Origin of the sequence: Paenibacillus sp. DS2015, from assembly GCF_050433705.1 — a bacterium.
In the GTDB taxonomy this organism is placed as follows: Bacteria; Bacillota; Bacilli; order Paenibacillales; family Paenibacillaceae; genus Paenibacillus_AQ.
Window position 1 is genome coordinate 101,104 of the sequence record NZ_JBNPWS010000006.1, and the last position, 19,848, is coordinate 120,951.

At 44.3% G+C, this 19,848-nt stretch carries 17 protein-coding genes; 12 read left to right on the plus strand and 5 right to left on the minus strand.

Annotated features, from left to right (window positions below; all coding sequences use genetic code 11):
- Window positions 1-45 precede the first annotated feature (45 nt).
- From J2T13_RS07865 to J2T13_RS07875, 3 genes are all read right to left on the minus strand, one after another.
- Window positions 46-156, minus strand: a complete 111-nt coding sequence (locus tag J2T13_RS07865; RefSeq protein WP_429369993.1) for a YjcZ family sporulation protein — start codon at window positions 154-156, stop codon at window positions 46-48.
- A 109-nt stretch (window positions 157-265) separates the two neighbouring features.
- Complete coding sequence (locus J2T13_RS07870; protein ID WP_429370185.1) at window positions 266-1,570, minus strand: aminotransferase class I/II-fold pyridoxal phosphate-dependent enzyme; 1,305 nt, start codon at window positions 1,568-1,570, stop codon at window positions 266-268.
- Window positions 1,571-1,671: 101 nt separating this feature from the next.
- Window positions 1,672-2,286, minus strand: coding sequence for a pyridoxamine 5'-phosphate oxidase family protein (locus J2T13_RS07875; RefSeq protein WP_429369995.1), 615 nt, complete (start codon window positions 2,284-2,286; stop codon window positions 1,672-1,674).
- Window positions 2,287-2,454: 168 nt separating this feature from the next.
- Between J2T13_RS07875 and J2T13_RS07880 the strand changes: the two genes are divergently transcribed.
- From J2T13_RS07880 to J2T13_RS07890, 3 genes are all read left to right on the plus strand, one after another.
- Window positions 2,455-3,930, plus strand: coding sequence for a PLP-dependent aminotransferase family protein (locus J2T13_RS07880; RefSeq protein WP_429369997.1), 1,476 nt, complete (start codon window positions 2,455-2,457; stop codon window positions 3,928-3,930).
- 31 nt (window positions 3,931-3,961) lie between these two features.
- On the plus strand, window positions 3,962-4,747 hold the full coding sequence (locus J2T13_RS07885; RefSeq protein ID WP_429369999.1) for a helix-turn-helix domain-containing protein: 786 nt from the start codon (window positions 3,962-3,964) through the stop codon (window positions 4,745-4,747).
- A 353-nt stretch (window positions 4,748-5,100) separates the two neighbouring features.
- Window positions 5,101-5,961, plus strand: a complete 861-nt coding sequence (locus J2T13_RS07890; RefSeq protein WP_429370001.1) for an SDR family oxidoreductase — start codon at window positions 5,101-5,103, stop codon at window positions 5,959-5,961.
- Here the strand turns inward: J2T13_RS07890 and asd are convergent.
- Together asd and J2T13_RS07900 are read right to left on the minus strand one after the other, a co-directional pair.
- Entirely contained in the window at window positions 5,958-6,764 is an 807-nt protein-coding gene (asd, locus tag J2T13_RS07895; RefSeq protein ID WP_429370003.1) for an archaetidylserine decarboxylase, read from the minus strand. The two genes, J2T13_RS07890 and asd, sit on opposite strands and share 4 nt — an antisense overlap.
- A 304-nt stretch (window positions 6,765-7,068) precedes the next feature.
- Window positions 7,069-8,169, minus strand: coding sequence for a YheC/YheD family protein (locus J2T13_RS07900; RefSeq protein ID WP_429370005.1), 1,101 nt, complete (start codon window positions 8,167-8,169; stop codon window positions 7,069-7,071).
- Window positions 8,170-8,289: 120 nt separating this feature from the next.
- Here J2T13_RS07900 and J2T13_RS07905 point away from each other — a divergent pair, with 120 nt between their 5' ends.
- The 9 genes from J2T13_RS07905 (at window position 8,290) to J2T13_RS07945 (ending at window position 19,695) form a co-directional block, all read left to right on the plus strand.
- Complete coding sequence (locus tag J2T13_RS07905) at window positions 8,290-13,491, plus strand: WIAG-tail domain (RefSeq protein ID WP_429370187.1); 5,202 nt, start codon at window positions 8,290-8,292, stop codon at window positions 13,489-13,491.
- A 187-nt stretch (window positions 13,492-13,678) separates the two neighbouring features.
- On the plus strand, window positions 13,679-14,500 hold the full coding sequence (locus J2T13_RS07910) for a glycosyltransferase family 2 protein (protein WP_429370007.1): 822 nt from the start codon (window positions 13,679-13,681) through the stop codon (window positions 14,498-14,500).
- 143 nt (window positions 14,501-14,643) lie between these two features.
- Window positions 14,644-15,693 (plus strand): glycosyltransferase family A protein, encoded by a 1,050-nt coding sequence (locus tag J2T13_RS07915; RefSeq protein ID WP_429370009.1) that lies wholly within the window; start codon window positions 14,644-14,646, stop codon window positions 15,691-15,693.
- Window positions 15,690-16,475, plus strand: a complete 786-nt coding sequence (locus J2T13_RS07920) for a glycosyltransferase family 2 protein (protein WP_429370011.1) — start codon at window positions 15,690-15,692, stop codon at window positions 16,473-16,475. The genes J2T13_RS07915 and J2T13_RS07920 overlap by 4 nt, the downstream gene beginning before the upstream one ends.
- 290 nt (window positions 16,476-16,765) lie before the next feature.
- Window positions 16,766-17,053, plus strand: a complete 288-nt coding sequence (locus J2T13_RS07925) for a nucleoside-diphosphate sugar epimerase (protein ID WP_429370013.1) — start codon at window positions 16,766-16,768, stop codon at window positions 17,051-17,053.
- A gap of 27 nt (window positions 17,054-17,080) precedes the next feature.
- The gene (locus J2T13_RS07930; protein WP_429370015.1) at window positions 17,081-17,398 is read left to right on the plus strand and encodes a restriction endonuclease subunit S; all 318 of its coding nucleotides are present in this window, start codon (window positions 17,081-17,083) and stop codon (window positions 17,396-17,398) included.
- On the plus strand, window positions 17,395-17,694 hold the full coding sequence (locus J2T13_RS07935; RefSeq protein ID WP_429370017.1) for a hypothetical protein: 300 nt from the start codon (window positions 17,395-17,397) through the stop codon (window positions 17,692-17,694). The genes J2T13_RS07930 and J2T13_RS07935 overlap by 4 nt, the downstream gene beginning before the upstream one ends.
- 2 nt (window positions 17,695-17,696) lie before the next feature.
- On the plus strand, window positions 17,697-18,062 hold the full coding sequence (locus J2T13_RS07940; protein WP_429370019.1) for a hypothetical protein: 366 nt from the start codon (window positions 17,697-17,699) through the stop codon (window positions 18,060-18,062).
- A 487-nt stretch (window positions 18,063-18,549) separates the two neighbouring features.
- Window positions 18,550-19,695: a CgeB family protein gene (locus J2T13_RS07945; RefSeq protein ID WP_429370021.1), complete on the plus strand. Its 1,146-nt coding sequence runs from the start codon at window positions 18,550-18,552 to the stop codon at window positions 19,693-19,695.
- Window positions 19,696-19,848 lie beyond the last annotated feature (153 nt).

The window sequence follows — 19,848 nt, forward strand, 5'->3', positions numbered from 1 at the left end:
AAAAAGGTACCGCCCACATGGACGGTACCTTTTTGCATGGCGTTATTACCACAAAGAACGTGCGATGATAACCAAAAGAATGAAGAGAACTAAGATAGCACCAGTGTTAGAAAAATCACCACTATCATAACCCTCTCTTACTTCTTCTGCACCCATGCCCATTCCCCTCTCATAACGAAGTAATGCTGTACGATCTTATTGTATGAAAGTGGGCAATTGGATGACTGGGCATAACACTATACAAATAAATCGTAAAAATCTGTACTTATTTTGTCGTAGTTTGTAGATCTTGAATGCCTTTATAGATCAGACTATAAAGATCCTCTAAATACTCTTCATCAATGCATGAGAAAGCGATTCGTAGATCATGCTCTCCAAGAGCAATGGTACCCACGCCATATTCATGAATTAAGTGAACACGCAGAGCCTCAGCCGTTACAGTTTTAAGCTTAAGACACATGAAGTAACCAGAATTAAAGGGATAGTACTCCCAAACTTCTTTATACTTGTCATTATCCAGCAATGCTTTAACTCGGTTCGCCCGACCCTTCATGATTTGGAATTTCTCTTCTTTCTGAGCTTTAAACTCAGGAGATTTAAGAGCATCCAGAACAAAAGTCTGTGAAGGATGAGGTCCACTTGAAATGGTAGCCCGGATAATACCTAATGTCTTTTGTTCCAAGGCGGCTAGAACTTCCTTGCTGTCCGATGCATAGGTTATAAATCCAACGCGGAAGCCCCATACGAATTCTTCCTTTGTTGCTCCATCTATTTTGACTGCCAGGACCCGGGGGTGGATTCCAGCAAGTTTACCAAACAGGGATTCTTTCAAGGAATCCTCGAAGAAAAGGGCAAAGTAGGCATCATCAGTAACGACCACAACATTAATACCTGCATCAGCAGCTTCTTTGATGACTGCGACGATTTCTTCACCTTCCTGAATACCTGGGGTATAACCTGTAGGGTTGTTAGGGAAGTTCAGTAGAACGATTGCTTTACCTTTGTCTTTCTGAGAGAGCAGAGCATCACGAAGTCCATTACTATTGAATGTCTGATCTTCGCTGAATAGTGGGTAGTTAACTGTGACACCATGACGGCGAACGCCAAAAGTGAGCTCATAGTTCTCCCAATTCTTATCAGGGTAAATGACAGCGTCCCCTTCATTACAGAACAAATCAGCGACAATGCTCAGACCATGTGTTAGCGCATTGGTTACAACGGGGTTCCCAAAGGATTTATCTTGTAAGGTAGGATTTTCTTGCAGCATTTTGCTGCGCCACACTGTACGAAGCTCCGGTTTACCTGCTGGTGGAGCATAGCTGTAAAGATCCTTGGGTTCAAAGGCAGATAGCTTCTCTTGAATAACACCTAAGTGCATCGGAACTCCACCCTCAGTGGCGATACCAATCGTTGCATTGTATTTCTTAGCGTGACTGGTGGCCTCAGCGGATTGACTAAGAATACCTTCCTTAGGGAAATAGATTTCCCTCCCGAGTGTCGATAACATGTCGTAAACGTGTGTATTAGCTGCTTTGATACTCTCATTTAACTGTCCAGCAATTGGGTTCATTTGTTCCATCCTTCCGAGTCTGTTTAGATATGGTAAGAATCGATTTTCGCTGGTTCATATTATACCACCTAGCTCAGGAAGCGTCACTGATAAATAACAAACTATGGCATGTATGGGCAGTATTTTTTCATGAGCTCAATGGTTTCTTCATCATGAAGTAAAGAACGCTCTTGAAGTCCCTTTATTACCTTGTCCATACTAGCTTCTGCTAAATTCTGACCGAACTTGAACTTAGCAGTCACATGGTTAGGAGTAATCCGAATCATAGCCACCCCCTTCAGCCTTGATGTATATCTCGGGTCAGTTGGGTCTATAGGGTCGTAACCTCCTTCAGGTTGGAGTTTGTTCATGAGTAGGGTGAAAACTCTTGCCTTTTCTAAGGGATCCACAACGATCTGTGCTGTTCCGCTTGTCGTTACACTTTTAAAGTAGGCTGTGGCTGGACAAGCCATATTCGGATCCGTGAAATAGGATGGAATGATGGCTAATTCTTCAGCCACTGTAAAGCTTACCCGCGGATCAGCAGATAAGTGATCCATTTTTTCCCCAACACGGCTTCCATGGAAAAAGAAGGAGCCTTGATCAAATACAAAATTAAGCGGTGTCACACGGGGAGATCCATCTTCATCTACAGTTCCTAGAAAACCAAAGCTCATTTTGGATAGAAATTGTTCGATTTCATGTTCGTTAGGGATGTTAAATTCTTTTCTTCTCATAGGTTAGAGCCTCCTGGTCAAATACAACTCATATTCGCTGCTTATGACTCATCCTATGGCATTCATTGACAATAAAAAAGATCCCATTTAGAGTTATTTTTATAGTCCACTCGACTTGTTCAGTGTTCACCAAGGTTCACCAAGGATTCACCAAGGAGGGAATAGAATATGGAATTAGCATTACCCATGACCTCCTACATGGAGAAATATCGCTATAAGTACTTGGCCCTTTACCATAGTCTGAGAGATGCCATTCGAGAAGGAAGGTTGCCTGCCGGAAGTAAGCTTCCTTCTACTAGATATTTAGCGAATCTATATGGCATCTCTAGAGGGTCGGTGACTCAGAGTTATGAGATGTTACTCTCGGAGGGGTATGTTCAAATGGAATTAGGTAGGGGTACTTTTGTTGCACATTCGGGCCCATCACCTCAACTATTTCAGCCATCCCCGAGTGATATTCAATTATCATCATGGGGACAGAGGATGACCCATTTGCAAGGCATCTCAACGATGGAACCTAGCTTGCCTGAGGTGATTAGATTCTTGCCTGAGGCGGGGTCAATGGATTACTTTCCCTATGCAGAGTGGAGAAGTTCCTTAGCATATGCAGGGGGAAGGGGTGGTGAGTCTTTGCACCATTTCACTCATCCTGCAGGAGAAATTCAGCTTCGTGAGGCTATTGCAGGTCATTTAAGAGTTACGCGAGGCATGGATGCCCAAGCTTCCAACATCGTATTATTCAGTGGATCTATGCAAGGGATCGTTCTGCTTACGCAATTACTCGTTAACGAAGGAGATCCTGTTATCGTTGAAAATCCAGGATATCATGGCATCCATAGGGCCGTGCAAGCTTGTGGTGGGATGATATTATCAGCTGATGTGGATGCTAGTGGGATCATCCCACAGGATTGGAAGGCGCGAATGCTCTTCGTAACCCCTAGTCGTCAATATCCTACTGGAGCGGTACTTAGTCTAGGGCGGCGCAGGCAACTTCTAGCTTGGGCCCAGAAGAATGCTGCAGTGATTGTTGAAGATGATTATGATAGTGAGTTCCGGTGGGGCGGTCGTCCGATTGAACCTTTGAAGACCCTAGATGATGGGGATAGGGTCATTTATCTTGGCTCGTTCTCTAAAACCATGTTTGCGGGGTTACGTCTAGGCTATGCTGTCCTTCCAAGCTCACTTGTGGAGCCGGTAGCTTGTGCAAAGGCACTGTATGACCCATTCTCGACAGGTGTACTTGAACAGAGGGCGCTTGCACACTTTATGAGTCGAGGTCATTATGGGAGACATTTACGGCGGATGACTCGCATTTTTGGGGCTAAGTATGATATATTGTGTAGCCTCATGACAAAGCATGTTCCAGAATTGTTCACAATCGTACCCGGAGATGCAGGTTTACATGTATATGCCCTTTGGCAACAGTCACCACAACAATTTACAGCTTTTGTATCAGCTGCGAAAGCGAGAGGTGTAGAGTTCAGGGATGCTTCGTTATATCGGCTCGAATCTGGTCCACCAGCTGTTTGTTTTGGTTTCGCGCATTTAGACGAGAATATGTTAACAGAGGGTGTGCTACGACTCGTACAGGCATGGAAAGATGTGCAAAAACAGTCAGGACAGAGTATTATGGATAGACAGTAGTTGAATACATAAATGAGGGGGGAATCACGACATGCTGCATGCATCGCCGTCCTCTTTTGAGATCAAGCCTGCTTTGGCCAAAATTGTATGTGAACCGAATTGGAAGTGGCAAAAGCGAGAGAATCCAATGCAAAATTATGATCTGTTCTACGTTTGGAGTGGAGAGGGTACGGTATTTCAGAATGATGAATCATTCTCTGTCGGTAAAGGAAGCTGTTTTCTCTTCCGTCCCGGAGACCATACAAGTGCGTCGCACAATCCACAGAAGCCACTTGTGCTGACTTATATTCATTTTGATGTACTAGAGCCAGTGAATGAAATTCCACTTCCTTATCGAACCGTGCGAGAAACGCTGGATTTTGAATATATGCTGGCCCGTTATGTACGTTTGTTCTTAGTACATACCTATGGAGCTGAAGAAGAGGGGCAGCTCATTCTAAAGCAATTAATGATTCATTTGTTGCGGGAAGATAAGGAGAAGCCGATAGAGAAAACCGTTAGTAACCAGCTAGCGGAAGTGATTCATGAAATAGCGAACTACGTCAAACAACATCCTGGTATTCAACATCGCGTGGAGGATTTGGCGGCTCGTGCGGGATTGTCGCCACGTTATTTCTCGATCAAATTTAAGGAGTTAATTGGATCACCTGTACAATCCTATATTATAAAGACACGTATCGAGAGAGCTCAACATTTATTACTTCACGCTGGGATGAATGTCACAGAAGTAGCTGATGCGTTGGGTTATCGTGATATCTTTTTTTTCAGTCGTCAATTCAAACAATATACAGGACAGAATCCTTCGGAAATTCGCTAATGGAATATGTAGTCTTTAGTAGTGTGATTCGATTGTGTGAAACGAGGGTAAATACTTTTGTTATTCTAATTGAAGGAAAGGAGGTATAATGCATGAGTTATAGACGGCGGTTTCGCAGCCGGGTCAGTGTTGTAATTTGCGGAAGTTTGTTTCAGAATCGTTTGAGACGATTGAAACGAAGTGAAGCTGAGAGCGCAATGTGGTTCTAAACCTATCAATGAAAATGAAAAAGATGAAATTATATATGAAGTACAGAAAACAGCTTGGGAAATGTATTTTCCTAAAGTTGTTTTTTGTGTGATTGTTATGTAATCTTCAGGAAAGTGAAATGAGGAAGGTTGAGGTGAGTGATCATGGGGAGAGGTACTGAGTTTGGGCGTGTTGCTCTTGTTACAGGTTGCTCAAGTGGATTCGGGCTCCTTACAAGCATAGCACTTGCCAAGCAAGGATATGTAGTCGTGGCAAGTATGCGCCGACCCGAGGCACAGGGTGCATTGTTGGAAGCGGCCCGTGTTGCAGGAGTAGAATCATCTATCGTTGTAAAAGGAATGGATGTACGGAATGAAGAACAAGTGACATCGGTAGTTCAACAAATAAGTGAATGTTATGGTCGTTTGGATGTGTTGGTTAATAATGCAGGAGAAGCACTAGGAGGATTAATCGAGGAAATTCCTTTATCTGTCTGGCGAGAGCAGATGGAGACAAATTTCATTGGAATGGTATGTGTTACTAAGGCTGTCCTACCTCTGATGAGAGCAAACAATAGTGGAAGAATTATTCAGCTGAGCAGCATTAGTGGCGAAGTGGGGTTTCCCGGCTTTGGTCCCTATGCTTCCTCTAAATTTGCGGTGGAGGGATTTAGTGAATGTCTGGCACTCGAGGTGAAGCCCTTTGGCATTGACGTCGTTCTGATTCAACCTGGTGCATACGGGACACCGATCTGGGACAAAGGATTCTCTTCCATGAGTAGCCAAGCAGATTCGCCTTATCAGGAGTTATTGAAATCTATTCTGAACTATTCCAAAAGGAGTGCAGAGAATGCGGGTAATCCGATGGAGGTGGCCAAACTTGTGGCACGTATCGTTGCAATGAAGTCCCCAGCATTTCGATATCGGACGCCTTTTGGAACAAGAGTCACTATGCTTGCGAAGCGAGGGTTGCCAGAACGTTGGTTCCAGCGTATGATACTCAAGCTTCTAGCAAGGAAATCTTAACGCTGAGTAGACTGTTCAGAAACATGCATATGACCTAGGTATTGGCCCATACGTACAGCATCTCCAACCTTTAGATCCCCAGATGGTGTAAAAGAACCATTCTCAGTCAGCAAGACGACGGTTGACCCGAATTCGAAATATGCTAAATCATCACCCTTGTCCCATGCTGTTACGTCCGAATCACTATATTGAATACTGCTAACGTTCATAGCGCCGACTTTTACAACAGCGATTTCTCCAAATTCATGCTTGATGTATGTGATGAGCCTTTCATTACGGCTTAACACCGAGGGCATATGTGTCATAGCGAAATCATTCACGGGATATACCCGACCTTTTATATGTTCGCTTTCAACCTTTATTCCAGTGACTGGAGAGTGAATGCGATGATAGTTGGTTGGACTAAGGTATAACACGAATACATAACCATTATTATATAGCTCTAAATGAGGGGAGTGATGAAGAAGCTCCTTTACCGTATAGTTCTGCCCTTTAACGTTTAATATTGTTCCAGAAGAAATTGGACCCATTGCTGTAATTAGGCCGTCTACAGGGCTTGTTAATGAATGTTCAGATTCATCGATGGGTCGCATACCCGTTTTGAGCTTGCGTGTGAAGAAGGCATTAAGTGTACGGTACTCAAGTATATCTTTCTCCGCTTCAAATACGGGGATTTGATAGGTTTTGATAAACATTGGGATGAAGTGTCGGCTTACTCTGCTGTGAGAAAAGCGACCCATTATTTTGGAAATTGATTTTCTGGAGGAGAGCTCAGTCATTAGTCGCATTATTTTTTTTGCCATGGTCAATTCTCCCTTCAGATCTAAGTAAGCACTCTGCAATATATTGACATAGAATAGATTTTAAATCAATAAGGTTAACGCTATTCTTGCCAACAGGGGCTCATGAAATATAAGGGGAGAAGCGAAATCGTGAGGCTAGAATGGGAAGAAGGCAGTTCCTTTTCATCGGTAAACGAATGCCGTCTTTTTTGGACGATGAAGTCATTTAACCATGATTGTTAATTGACTTAGGATCTGCTTTTGGGGGATGTCAATTCTATTACGTTGGGTCGATGATTTAATATCATGTATTATTACGTACCGGCTAGTCTGTACTCTTGAGCTCATGATCATATAGAAAACGAGCATACCCCATCGGTTGTTTATAAGAACTTTTCCAAGTTTCCGTAAGATTTGCTTTCCGAAACCCATAACGTTGGTCTCTTCCATTGCATTCGATAAAATACGGATGACCTGAGGCTGTAAGACCGATATCCATTCCTAAATCAGCGGCAAAGGGAATATACTTCTCTAGCTGATATACAATGCGAAGAGCTAGTTGTTCCACTCGATGGATTAAGGATTCTGGTTGAAGGTTGTCATGGCTCTTTGAGAGAATATATCCGACTGGAAAAACCCCACCACCGCGAGCAATATTAGTAACGAATGAATTAGACATGGCTACTTTAGCAAACATCCCCGTAACTTGCCAGTGACTAGTATGACCGCGTTGAATCGTAACTCGAAGATCATAAGGACAATCCTTATATGTTGCAAGTTGGATGCGTTCTTGTATTAGATAGGGGGTATGGTAGATATGGTTGCGTAGAAATAGCGGAAGTCTGCCGTTCGGTAATAATTCGGTAACTGACTTCGGATCTAATCCAGGCTTTGTGTATGTTACTCTCCAGCTCGATTTGACATATTGAAGTCTCATAATTCCCCGTCCTATACTGCCACTACAAGGTTTGAGTATCAGATCGTCGTAACGTGTCTTCATGTCAGCGATGGTAGATATAGAGGCGTCTACCGTATGAGGAAGATAGGGTTGTAATGTGGCATTCTGATTGAGTAACTTGTGTATCTCATCTTTGCCATATCGATTAAAGCTATTAAAGATAATGAATCCTTTCTTAAGTAACGTCTCTATCTTATACATTGCTTTGGCGTCTGTATAAATGGCACGATTATGGATAATGCTCGGGATGGGCATAGCAGTCCGCACATAGTTCTGTTTTTTTTTGAGATAGGCTGTGCATTGACCTGTATTAAGATTCAAATCTTGTAATCTGAAATAACAAGGAATTAACCCATACATTGCCGCTGCTTCCTCGTAATTATCAATGGACTCTGCTCCAGTTACTCTATTCGGTATTCCTAGGTACGTTTTATTATTGAATAAAATCCCCACATGTATTCTGTGCACAGCCAGCCACCCTCCTTTTCTGTAACTGTTCTAGGATTTGTATTTCATATTGTATGTCTAGGAGATGAGGAGAAGACGGGCGGCTGTCCCTGCACTAGCGCCTATTTTTAATTAGACTTGGTGACAATCGCCCACAAATCCGCATATGATGCCAAAGATGCATTACGTCAGGAAGGAGCGAGTGCTTTGAAAAAAAAGGTGAGCAGTCCATCGGCCAAAGCCAATAAGCGTCTCTATTTTGTTGATAACCCGGATTTACAAGAACTGGATTTAATCAATAAATCCAAGAAGGTAGGACGTCAATCGCAAAATGAGGGCAATCAAGTTAGTGTTCATTCTGTATCGGCGCCTGTTGCAGATGAGGTCGAATTCCAAGCCACGAGCATAACAGAAACAGAGCCCGTGCATACAGAGCAGAAAGTAGAAGTTGAAGAGATGAGCTCGGTTGATGATGTGGTTGTGGTAGAGGAGGAGAATAGAGAGGTAGAGTGGATTCTGGCGGAGAAGAAAATGCCCGGTGCCCCTCAAGCTTTCATCTATACAGAAGATCTAAGTCTTGGATCTGTAACAACAGATAAAATTGCGAAAGGAGCTATTGATCGTACGAAGTTGCAGCCAGGTATTATCGGTAGTGAATTTATTGCAGACTACGCTGTGACACATATACAACTTGCTGACGGCTCCGTTATTTCTTCGAAAATTGCTCCTGATTCGATCATTGAGGAGCACATTGTAGACAGTTCCTTATCAGGTAATAAAATTCGTGATCGATCTATAGGTGGGGAGAAAATCAAAGATGGAAGTATCACTTCTTCCAAATTTGCTAATCAAATCATGGATGCCAGCAAAATCGCAGATGGTGCGATTGGTCCACGCCATCTGAGTCATATGCTAATCTCAAATGAGCTGTTGCAGGATGATTCTGTTACTGGAAGCAAGATTGCTGGATCTAGCATACAGGATCATCATTTAGTAAATGAAGTGATCAAGACTTCTAAGCTTAGCGAGGGAGCAGTAACAGGATCTAAAATTCGAAACGGTGAAATTACAGGTGATAAACTTGCGAAACAGACTATAGAAAGTATTCATCTTAGTGATCACTCCGTAACCACAGAGCATATTGCGAAGGAATCGATTGGTAGTGATCAATTAGCTCCGAAAAGTGTGAATTCCGAGCAATTAGCTCCAGACTCTGTTGGAAGAACACACCTTCAACAAGGGGCAGTTACTTCACAGGTGCTATCACTGGATGCTCTGACAATAGAGCACTTATTAGGAATCAAATTGACCGGAAGGCATATCGGTGTAGGTGAAATTACAAGTACGCATCTTGCGAATCAAAGTATAGGATCTAATAAACTTGCAGACCAATCCGTCGGAACCATTCATATTGTGGAACAGACCGTGACAGCATCTAAAATTGCGGATCAAAGTATTTTGCCACATAAGATTGCTGATGAAGCTGTAATGACTCGACATATTTCCAAAGCTGCCATTACTGAAATTCATATTACGCCTGAAGCGATTGTCGCTGCACATGTTCGTCCTGGAGCAATCCATGGTGGACATATCACAGCAGATAGTCTGTCTGATATTCATTTACAGTCGCGTTCCGTGACGGCAGATAAAATCGAAGTACGGAGTATTGAAGAACAGCATATTGCAGATAACAGCATTGTGACAAGACATGTTCAGAATTCAGGTATTACAACAGATAAGCTTGCTGAAGGTAGTGTGACTTTTAGTAAACTCTCTGCTGGCGCTGTTGGAGGACATATTATCGCTAATAATGGTGTTGCTTCTCATCATATTACTATGGGTGCCATAAAGGATAAGCATATCGCAGAACAGAGTATTGGCTCAGCCCAGATTCAGGCTGAATCGGTTCAGTCTCGACATGTTGCATCGAGAGCCGTATCGACACATCACTTACAAGAAGCAAGTGTAGACACGCACATATTGAAGGATGGCGCTGTAACAGGTAGTAAATTAGCTTTGGGGAGTATTAAGACCGAGCAGTTAGCCCATGGAGTGGTGTTCCCGCAGCATCTAGCCGATCATGCTGTAACTTCGCTCAAATTGTCCCCTGAAAGTGTATCCAGTGATAAGATTCAGGATTTGGCGGTGACTTCCTCTAAGCTAGCAGATGGGAGTATTGGACATTCCAAGATCAAAGCTGCATCTATACGGAGTGAGCATCTTTCTTCAGCAGTAGTAGGAGCTGATGCCCTGGATATAAATGCGGTAGGCTCTGAGCATTTGCAAGAGGAAAGCGTGGAGGAAAGACATTATGCACCCGATTCGATCGGGGGAAATATCCTACAAGCTGATTCTGTAGGTTCAGATCATCTGCGAACGCATAGTATTCAGGAGTATCATCTCGCACCTGAGGCTGTTACTAGTGAACATTTGGCGGGAGAGACCGTAAGCACTCGTTCTTTGCAAGAGGGTGCCGTTACGACTTCTAAGATTGGATTAGGAGCCGTAAAGAGTCAACATTTGGCTGCTTCGTCAGTGAGTGGTGCTGCACTGCAAGAGGGTGCGGTTACAGCTGTGAATATGAGCAAAGCCGCAGTAGGTAGCGAGACACTCCAAGAGAATTCAGTGAGCTCAAAGCATCTACAAACACAGAGCGTACAGAAGGAGCACCTCGTGTTAGGCGCAGTAACTGCAGAACACTTAGCGATTTCCTCTGTAGGTAATGCAGCACTGCAGGAGAGTGCAGTCACTGCCGCGAAGCTTGCCACGGAAGCTGTAGGGAGCGAAGCGTTACAATCTGGAGCTGTAGGGGCTGCTCATCTACAAGCGAAAAGCGTACAGGAATGGCATATCATGCCTGGTGCAGTCGGTAGCGACCATTTGGCGGCATCCTCTGTAGCTAGCTCTATGTTGCAAGAAGGTGCAGTTACGGCTGCAAAACTTGGCGCGGCTTCGGTTGGAAGTGAAGCGCTGAAGTCCGGAGCTATAGGCTCAGAGCATCTACAAGCACAGAGTGTGCGGAAATGGCACCTTGCACCAGGGACGGTAGATGCGGCTCATATGGCAGTCTCTTCTGTTGGCCATGCAGCGCTCCAAGAGGGTGCGGTCACGGCGGCGAAGCTTGGCGCAGCTTCCGTAGGAAGAGAAGTGTTACAGGCAGGCGCAGTAGGTGCTGAGCATCTTCAGGCCCAAAGTGTGCACAAAGGACATCTTGCGCCTGAATCGGTTGGATTTGAGCAGATAGAGGCATCCTCAGTGAGCGAATTAGCGATACAACAAGGTGCTGTCACAGCCGATAAGTTGAGTGTCGAATCGGTCGGTAGCGAAGCACTACAGGCAGGTGCTGTGGGCTCAGAGCATCTGAAGGTTCAGAGTGTGCATAAGCGACACCTTGCAGATGGTGCGTTAGATGGCGTTCATCTAGCAGCATCTTCTGTGGGCAGTCTGGCGCTGCAAGAAGGTGCGGTTACGTCTGCGAAGCTGGGGAATGATGCAGTAGGAAGCGAAGCACTACAGGCAGGAGCAGTGGGCTCAGAGCATTTACAAGCGCAGAGCGTGCAGGAATGGCACTTAGCTTCAGGCCTAGTCGGTAGCGACCATTTAGCAGCTTCTTCCGTGGGAAGTTTAGCGCTGCAAGAAGGTGCGGTCACAGCAGCAAAGCTCGGTGTAGATTCCGTAGGAAGCGAAGCGCTGCAGACAGGAACGGTAGGAGTGGAGCACCTGCAAGCATACAGCGTGCAAGAGTGGCATATCGCAATGGGGGCGGTTGTCAATGATCACTTGGCGGCGTCTTCAGTGAATACTACAGCGATTCAAGAGGGTGCCGTTACTGCGGCGAAGATGGGTGCAGAAGCGGTAGGAACTCAAACGATCCAGGATCATGCGGTTACGGCTGAGAAGGTGGGTAAGGAGGCCATAGGAAGTGAAGCACTGCAAGAGGGTGCGGTCGGTTCGGTGCATTTGCAAGCGCAGAGCGTGCAGGAGTGGCATATCGCATCGGGTACGGTTGTCAATGATCACTTGGCGGCGTCTTCAGTGAATACTGCAGCGCTCCAGGAGGGAGCCGTTACTGCGGCGAAGATGGGTGCAGAAGCGGTAGGAACTCAAACGATCCAGGATCATGCGGTTACGGCTGAGAAGGTGGGTAAGGAGGCCATAGGAAGTGAAGCACTGCAAGAGGGTGCGGTCGGTTCGGTGCATCTGCAAGCGCAAAGTGTGCAGGAGTGGCATATCGCAATGGGTGCGGTTGTCAATGATCACTTGGCGGCGTCCTCAGTGAATACAACAGCGCTCCAGGAGGGAGCCGTTACTGCGGCAAAGATGGGTGCAGAAGCGGTAGGAACTCAAGCGATCCAGGATCATGCGGTCACGGCTGAGAAGGTGGGCATAGAAGCAATAGGAAGTGAAGCACTGCAAGAGGGTGCGGTCGGTTCGGTGCATTTGCAAGCGCAGAGCGTGCAGGAGTGGCATATCGCATCGGGTACGGTTGTCAATGATCACTTGGCGGCGTCTTCAGTGAATACTGCAGCGCTCCAGGAGGGAGCCGTTACTGCGGCGAAGATGGGTGCAGAAGCGGTAGGAACTCAAACGATCCAGGATCATGCGGTTACGGCTGAGAAGGTGGGTAAGGAGGCCATAGGAAGTGAAGCACTGCAAGAGGGTGCGGTCGGTTCGGTGCATCTGCAAGCGCAAAGTGTGCAGGAGTGGCATATCGCAATGGGTGCGGTTGTCAATGACCACATGGCGGCGTCCTCGGTGAATACTGCATCGCTCCAGGAGGGAGCCGTTACTGCGGCGAAATTGGGTCCAGAAGCGGTAGGAACTCAAGCGATCCAGGATCATGCGGTTACAGCTGAGAAGATGGGCATAGAAGCAGTAGGAAGTGAAGCACTGCAAGAGGGTGCGGTTGGTTCGGAGCATCTGCAAGCGCAGAGTGTGCAAGAATGGCATCTCGGGTCTAAACTGGTTGGAGCAGATCATTTGCAGGAGGGTGCCGTTGAGGGTAAACATTTGGTGACGGAATCTGTCACACCAGAGCATCTCACATTTACTCCTGTATGCAGTAGTTCAAGTGAGCCGACGCTACAGCAGTTCGGAATGACACCTTTTATTTTCAAAATGGGAGAGAATTGCGTGGAGGTGTCGGTTACCTTTGAGAAATCTTTTCCAGACATTCATTATGTGATTGTCGCCATGTGTAACCATCCTGACTTTTATGCATCGCTGAAATCACAACGAGAGGAAAGCGCCAAAATTGAAGTTGTTCGACGTGAAGGTATGGGATCACAGTCGTTTGGATATTTATCTTGGATTGTAGTGGGTTCTTCACCTTATATTAGCTAGGTCATTAGAACATCGGATAGATAATCGAATCTTAGTTAGGTATCTTTCCATTCGGGAGATACCTATTTTTATTTCATACATTTATACATATTCGATGTACAAACGCCGTTACGGGATGATTGACCTAACATAAACTGAATATTAACAAGATTATCTATACTCGCATTAGGGAGGAGAGAGGGTCAGTATGAGAACCAGACTCCATTTCTCTAAGAGACCCATCAAGGATCGGCATCCGTTACGTGATGTGCGACAAAGAGCTAAGAGAAATCATCATGATGTGCCCATTGTTTCTGTCATCGTTCCAGTGATGAATGAACGAAAGACGATTGGCGCGATCGTTCGAGAAGCTAGACAGGTCCATCGGAGCGTAGAAGTACTTGTCGTGGCTAATGGTTGTACAGATGGAACATCCTCTATAGCTAGAAGGTACGGTGCGACGGTACTGGAATATGAGAACCCACTAGGTCATGACGTTGGAAGAACTGTGGGGGCGCAGGCTGCTAGGGGAAAAGTATTGTTGTTTATAGATGGCGATATGATCATTTCTGCTAAGGAATTACGCCCATTTGTGGATGCTGTTCTTTCGGGGACTGACGTCGCTCTTAATCAATATAGTGGTCCTGTTAATCACAAACAAGCTCACCCCGTTGTGTTAGCCAAGCATGTATTGAATGGAATGTTGTCTCGTTCAGATCTTAAAGGTGCTTCAATGACAGCTGTTCCGCATGCATTAAGTCGAAAGGCGCTCAATATTCTGGGATCCGAGTGTTTATCAGTTCCACCATTAGCGTTAACCATAGCTGTACACTCCGGATTGAAGGTAGCTGCAGTTCGTGTTCTTCAGGTAGGGCGTATGAACCGCAAGCGTACCAAACGAGGTAGCGTAGATCCATTATTAAATATCATTGTCTCAGACCACATGCAAGCGATTCGTTGGTTAATGGAGCAAACGAATGAAAGGAATGGATGTGGAGATTTATATCGAGAGCGAAATAGGGTCAGGTGATGTGTGTGTTTAGACAACCGAGGAGACAACCCAAGAGACAACCAAAGAGACAACCAAAGAGACAACCGAAGAGACAACCGAAGAGACAATCCCAACAACTACCGAAGAGACAATCCAAACAACAATCCATAAGGCAATTGAAAATGCAATCGAAAATTCGCAGAATAAGTAGGCCCAGAGTCCGTGACTTAGCTTCAATGGATCGCCAATCCCGTTGGACGAAACAAGCTTTTCTTGAAGGGGAAAAAGTAGGTTCACAGATTGAAGCTGCACTGGGTACATCAGCTGAGATGTTTCAATCTGTACAACAATCTTTCAGTACTTGGTGCTTTACTGAATTCAAGGAGCGACCGAATTACCTACTCATGAAGAAGCTTTCTTCTGCTTACTGTCGTGGTGTTGGGAATTCTACAGGCAAGAAGGTTCAGGGAATTCCTCTGGCACTTCGAGGAAGCGCGGCTGCCGTTGTGTGTGCAAGTAATGAAGAGAAGAGTCTGCACCTCGTATTGAATGAGTTAGAGAGGCTTCCTCTAATGAACATCATCGTTATTCTGAATGGCTGTCAGGACCATAGCTTTAATGTTGCCAGAAGACATAAAGGGACAACAATTGTCCATTATGATCAGCGTCTTGGACATGATGTAGGGCGCTCTATTGGGGCTGGCATTGTTAAGGACGATATCGTGCTCTTCACGGATGGGGATATTGTAATTCCAGCTGAGGAATTAGCTCCATTTCTATACGAAGTGGATGGGGGGGTGGATGTGGCGTTGAATCATATTACACCCTATCTGCCCTCGTTTAACTATCATGATGAGGTGACACGTAATAAAAGCTTCTTGAATATGATATTACAACGCCAAGAGTTACATGCTGATTCTCTCACCGCTGTACCTCATGCCCTGTCCAGTCGATGTATCTCAGGCATCGGGTTAGCTTCATTGATGGTTCCACCCAAAGCACAGGCAATAGCGCTAGCTCAAGGGTATCGAGTCGCATCTGTTCACTCGGTAGATGTAATCTCAAGAAATCGATCTCATACTAGTAATCGTGGCAAACATAATGTAGTAGCCGATATGATCAAGGGGGATCATGCAGAAGCGCTGTATGAACTCATGTCGAAATATGGAATACCGCTAGATACACCTTTGGAATCTCGTTCTGAGGTTGCTATAAGGAGGAATAGCAGATGACGAAGATAAGTATTATTATCCCTACTTATAATGCACTAACACGGCTATCAAATTGTATTGAGTCTATTCGAAGTCATACGATAGCTGAGCAATATGAGCTGATAATCGTGGATAACGGATCGACGGATGGAACAGCAGAGTATTGTATTCGTGAACGAATAACGTTCGTTTCTCTTCCAGTAAATATGGGATGTCCAAATGCTTGTAATATCGGGATATCGATAGCCTCAGGAGATCAATTGCTACTACTTAACAATGATGTTATCTGTACTCCACACTGGTTATCTAATCTCACTCAGGCTTTATCTAGCAGTCCGGATATTGGTATCGTTGGTCCTAGTAGTAATGATGCGCTTGGATTACAGCATGTTGAGGTTACCTATTCGAGTATGGAAGAGTTTCAGCAAATGGCAGCTCTTAATAATAGTTTGGATCCGAATCGCTGGCTGGAAGCACAACGAATTGCAGGGTGGTGTTTCTTGTTCAGGAGAGAGGTTCTGAATAAAGTTGGGTTGTTTGATGAATCCTTCTCTCCCGGACATTATGAGGATGATGACTATTGTTTTCGTGCACGGGCAGCTGGATATAAATTGTTGGTATGCCAAGATGTGATTCTCTACCATGAAGGTGGTGTGAGTTATAAAGCATCATATACATCCGAAGATATTGAAGCCATAATCGCTAGGAACTATCATCTATTCATAAATAAATGGCATGTAGATCCACATCTATTTATAGATTCAAAGATCAGATCCACTCCTAAAGGAGGAGAAGTGCAGTAAAAGGCATTATTTCGGTGTATGAAACGGGTACACATTTGTATCAGAATTCAGCGGATTAACAAGCTGATCGCTAATTGAAAGGATTACTACCCTAGGGTTTAGATATGAGATAGGGGCTATTCTTTAAGGTCTGAAGAGATCTGAAGGAGAGTTCCTTTTTTTGCTGTTAATTCTAATATTCCGTAACTGTCTTTATATGGGCTGCATATGATGTAGCAGGTAGAAGCGGAAATAAAAGCAAGATCACTTTGTTGGTGCAGGTGATATGAATTCTAGATTGGGGGAATTGGATGCAGTCCAAGATCGACGAGATCATTAATCATCTGTCGCATTCCCAACAGCAAATGGCTCGAATATTAGTTGCTGAACGACATGTGGCGGTGCATATAGCTCAAATTATTCATGATTTACCGGATCCTAAACCAAAATGTGAGGAGATAGAATCTTTAATCGAGAATTCTGAGCAGATTAATAAAAGCATTATTTCTTACATGGTAAGTCTTGCTGATTTGCAGGAAGCCTTGGCAGAAAATTTAAAACATGTCGTAAAGGAATTGTGCCATGACGAGGAAGAGTAATAGAAGTTATGAGGAGGAGGACTACAAATGAGCAGAGAACGTTCCTTTTTACAAATGCTTGAAGCTTCCTCCAAAATACAGTTAAATATTGCTCTGATTCTTGAAGCTAAAGCTGTTGAAGCAGAGAAGATTCGGAATTGGATTGTGAATTGTTTGGATGCAGATGCTCTACATTGTCTAGATAAACAACTAAGTGTACCGATGCAAATCCATGGACAAATTGTAGAACTTCTTGAAGGGATGACTAAGCTCGAGAACGGCATGTGTAGCAACTTAAAGGCCGTTTTGGAAGGGCAAGGTTCTGGAGAGGGTGGCGGCTTTGGTATGGGAGAGATGGACAGATGAATTATCTTGGCAAACAGCAGGAGGCCAAAATTTCACTAGTAAACTCTATTGCTCTTAGTCAAAACGCACTTGCCCGAATTCTCAATAGCATAGCAGATGTATCTTGCCATTCTGAAATATCAGCCCGCGGATTACAAGACAATATAAGACTACTTACGCAATATCAGAGCACGATGTGCCGAATGATGACAGGCATAGAGCTACATTGTCATAAAGATGGCGTACCTACATTACCCTGGCTGAATCTAACTCAAGTATCTAATCTTAATTTACCAAGAGGATTACAGGAGGAATAAGGATGATTAATAAGAGAAGGCTGTTGCTTCTTAGAAAAGCAAGAGCCCGGTATCATAGATTGTTGCTCCTACGGAAGAAACGTGCACTCAAGATTCGCAACCGTAGACGTAAAAGATTAAAGTTAGTAAGGGGGCGTCAACTTTCCCAAGCCGCTTCAAGACGCAGAAAACAGAGTTCTAAGAAAAAAAGGCATCAGCGGAGGTATAAAGAGCCGAAGGTATGTCTACCGGCTCTGACTGCTCTGCCAATCGTGGCAGAGAATACTCCACCGAATAGTGCATTCAATCCTACAATTGAAAAAACGTATGATGAAGGTTTTAATGCAGGATTCACTAAAGGATTTGAAGATGGCGATCATATTGGCTGAGTAGAACGACTATTTGTATTCTAGTGAAGAAGCATGCTTGGAACGTAGTTACAGAAGGTATTCTGGGCATATCCCTGTCAAGTAGACAGTAATTTAAAAAGTTTGCTTAAGCGGCGCTTCTCGGTATTCTACGGGGGAGGGTCGCCTTTTTTTTGGAATCCATTTCTTGTAGAGCAAGGTCGCTTCTTCACAGTAACATGATACTTACTACGGGCCAGGCTCTTGTCGTTATTGTTAGGGCATCTGCCAATTTCCCCATTTCAAGGCTACCGTCCACGATACATTAGCCTTTTTGGCATATAGTTATACAGGTCATCTAAAGCATGACTGACTGGACAGCGTAGTTCCCAAAAGAATAGCAATTACTACAAGCAAGGGTATTGCGATGGTTACCATCTTAGAACTTGAGAGACTGATAGGACGTATTCCACAAGCACATTCTTATACAGGACATATGAAGATGGTAGCAGAAAAGAGGAGTGAGCAAATGCCGAAAATTAAGAGCATAACTGAGGCTGGAAGGCCTCCTTCTAATCTTCAAGGCTTTGAATCAACTTATCAACGACTGGGAGAGCCATATCAAGATGGATATGAAGAAGGGTATTTACGTGGACGTGCAAGTAAAATTATTAGTCAGCCCCCCGAAATATTCTCTATGCGACAGCTTCATATTCTATTCGTTTCATCAGGTAAGGGATATCCCTATTCACCTATTGATGAAGCTATTACAACCACCTTGCACTCCTTAGTAACCGAGGTAACTGTCATTAATGCTGGGACTTCGATTGCTGAAGCTACAGCTCAGATCTCACCAGATCTTGTACTCATTCTGGATGGGACGTATGTAGACACTGAGGAAATCGACAATGTACGTGAGCAAGGAGTTCTAACAGCTGTGTGGTTAACAGACGATCCGTATTATTCGGATCTGTCGATTACGAAAGTTAGACATTACGACTACGTATTTACATTAGAATTGAATTGCGTCAGGTTGTATAAGCAATTGGGATGTGAGCAGGTATATTATCTCCCTTTTGGTGTTCATACAGAACACTACCAACCTCATTCTGTCCAAGTAGCATCCACACTAAAACGTGATGTCAGATTTATTGGTTCTGCCTATTGGAATCGAATCCACTTCTTGCATCCCATCCTCCCCCATTTGATGAAGTACAATACAAGTTTTAATGGGATATGGTGGGACCGACTGCCCGAATTTCCTATTTATCAGCATAAGATTGAATTAGGAAAGTGGATGGGGCCTGTAGAAACAGCGGCTGCATATAATGCTTCGAAAATTGTCATTAATCTACATCGTTCTCATGAAGACGACACCGTTAACAAGAATTCGAATAATATTGCTGCAGCCTCTCCTAATCCTCGAACATTTGAAATATCCGCCTGTGGAACTTTGCAACTGAGCGATGAGCGAGATGACTTAGCACGATTCTATGAGCCAGGTAAGGAAATTGTCACTTATAGTTCTCCACAGGATCTTTTGGAGAAGATCGAGTTCTATCTTACGCATGAGAAGGAGCGCCAAGAAATAGCTTTGGCAGCGCTAGAAAGAACCTATAGAGACCATTCGTATAGCATAAGAGTAAATGAGCTGTTGTCTATTGTGTTTTCATAGATACAAGGGTTTTAAATACCAATTACAGCCTTCTATTATGAGGGCTATTCATGCTAGGCGTAGAAAAATAAAATCTCTATCGTCTTCTCCAAATTGCTGTTTGGAACCATGTAATCTCGAAGAGGGGTAAGTCCTTGAAGAGTGAATTCTTCA

Excerpts from the sequence above, each read along its gene's own strand:
- J2T13_RS07865 (WP_429369993.1), bottom strand. The coding sequence starts at position 156 with ATGGGTGCAGAAGAAGTAAGAGAGGGTTATGATAGTGGTGATTTTTCT.
- J2T13_RS07870 (WP_429370185.1), bottom strand. The coding sequence starts at position 1,570 with ATGAACCCAATTGCTGGACAGTTAAATGAGAGTATCAAAGCAGCTAAT.
- J2T13_RS07875 (WP_429369995.1), bottom strand. The coding sequence starts at position 2,286 with ATGAGAAGAAAAGAATTTAACATCCCTAACGAACATGAAATCGAACAA.
- J2T13_RS07880 (WP_429369997.1), top strand. The coding sequence starts at position 2,455 with ATGGAATTAGCATTACCCATGACCTCCTACATGGAGAAATATCGCTAT.
- J2T13_RS07885 (WP_429369999.1), top strand. The coding sequence starts at position 3,962 with ATGCTGCATGCATCGCCGTCCTCTTTTGAGATCAAGCCTGCTTTGGCC.
- J2T13_RS07890 (WP_429370001.1), top strand. The coding sequence starts at position 5,101 with ATGGGGAGAGGTACTGAGTTTGGGCGTGTTGCTCTTGTTACAGGTTGC.
- asd (WP_429370003.1), bottom strand. The coding sequence starts at position 6,764 with ATGGCAAAAAAAATAATGCGACTAATGACTGAGCTCTCCTCCAGAAAA.
- J2T13_RS07910 (WP_429370007.1), top strand. The coding sequence starts at position 13,679 with ATGAGAACCAGACTCCATTTCTCTAAGAGACCCATCAAGGATCGGCAT.
- J2T13_RS07915 (WP_429370009.1), top strand. The coding sequence starts at position 14,644 with ATGCAATCGAAAATTCGCAGAATAAGTAGGCCCAGAGTCCGTGACTTA.
- J2T13_RS07920 (WP_429370011.1), top strand. The coding sequence starts at position 15,690 with ATGACGAAGATAAGTATTATTATCCCTACTTATAATGCACTAACACGG.
- J2T13_RS07925 (WP_429370013.1), top strand. The coding sequence starts at position 16,766 with ATGCAGTCCAAGATCGACGAGATCATTAATCATCTGTCGCATTCCCAA.
- J2T13_RS07930 (WP_429370015.1), top strand. The coding sequence starts at position 17,081 with ATGAGCAGAGAACGTTCCTTTTTACAAATGCTTGAAGCTTCCTCCAAA.
- J2T13_RS07935 (WP_429370017.1), top strand. The coding sequence starts at position 17,395 with ATGAATTATCTTGGCAAACAGCAGGAGGCCAAAATTTCACTAGTAAAC.
- J2T13_RS07940 (WP_429370019.1), top strand. The coding sequence starts at position 17,697 with ATGATTAATAAGAGAAGGCTGTTGCTTCTTAGAAAAGCAAGAGCCCGG.
- J2T13_RS07945 (WP_429370021.1), top strand. The coding sequence starts at position 18,550 with ATGCCGAAAATTAAGAGCATAACTGAGGCTGGAAGGCCTCCTTCTAAT.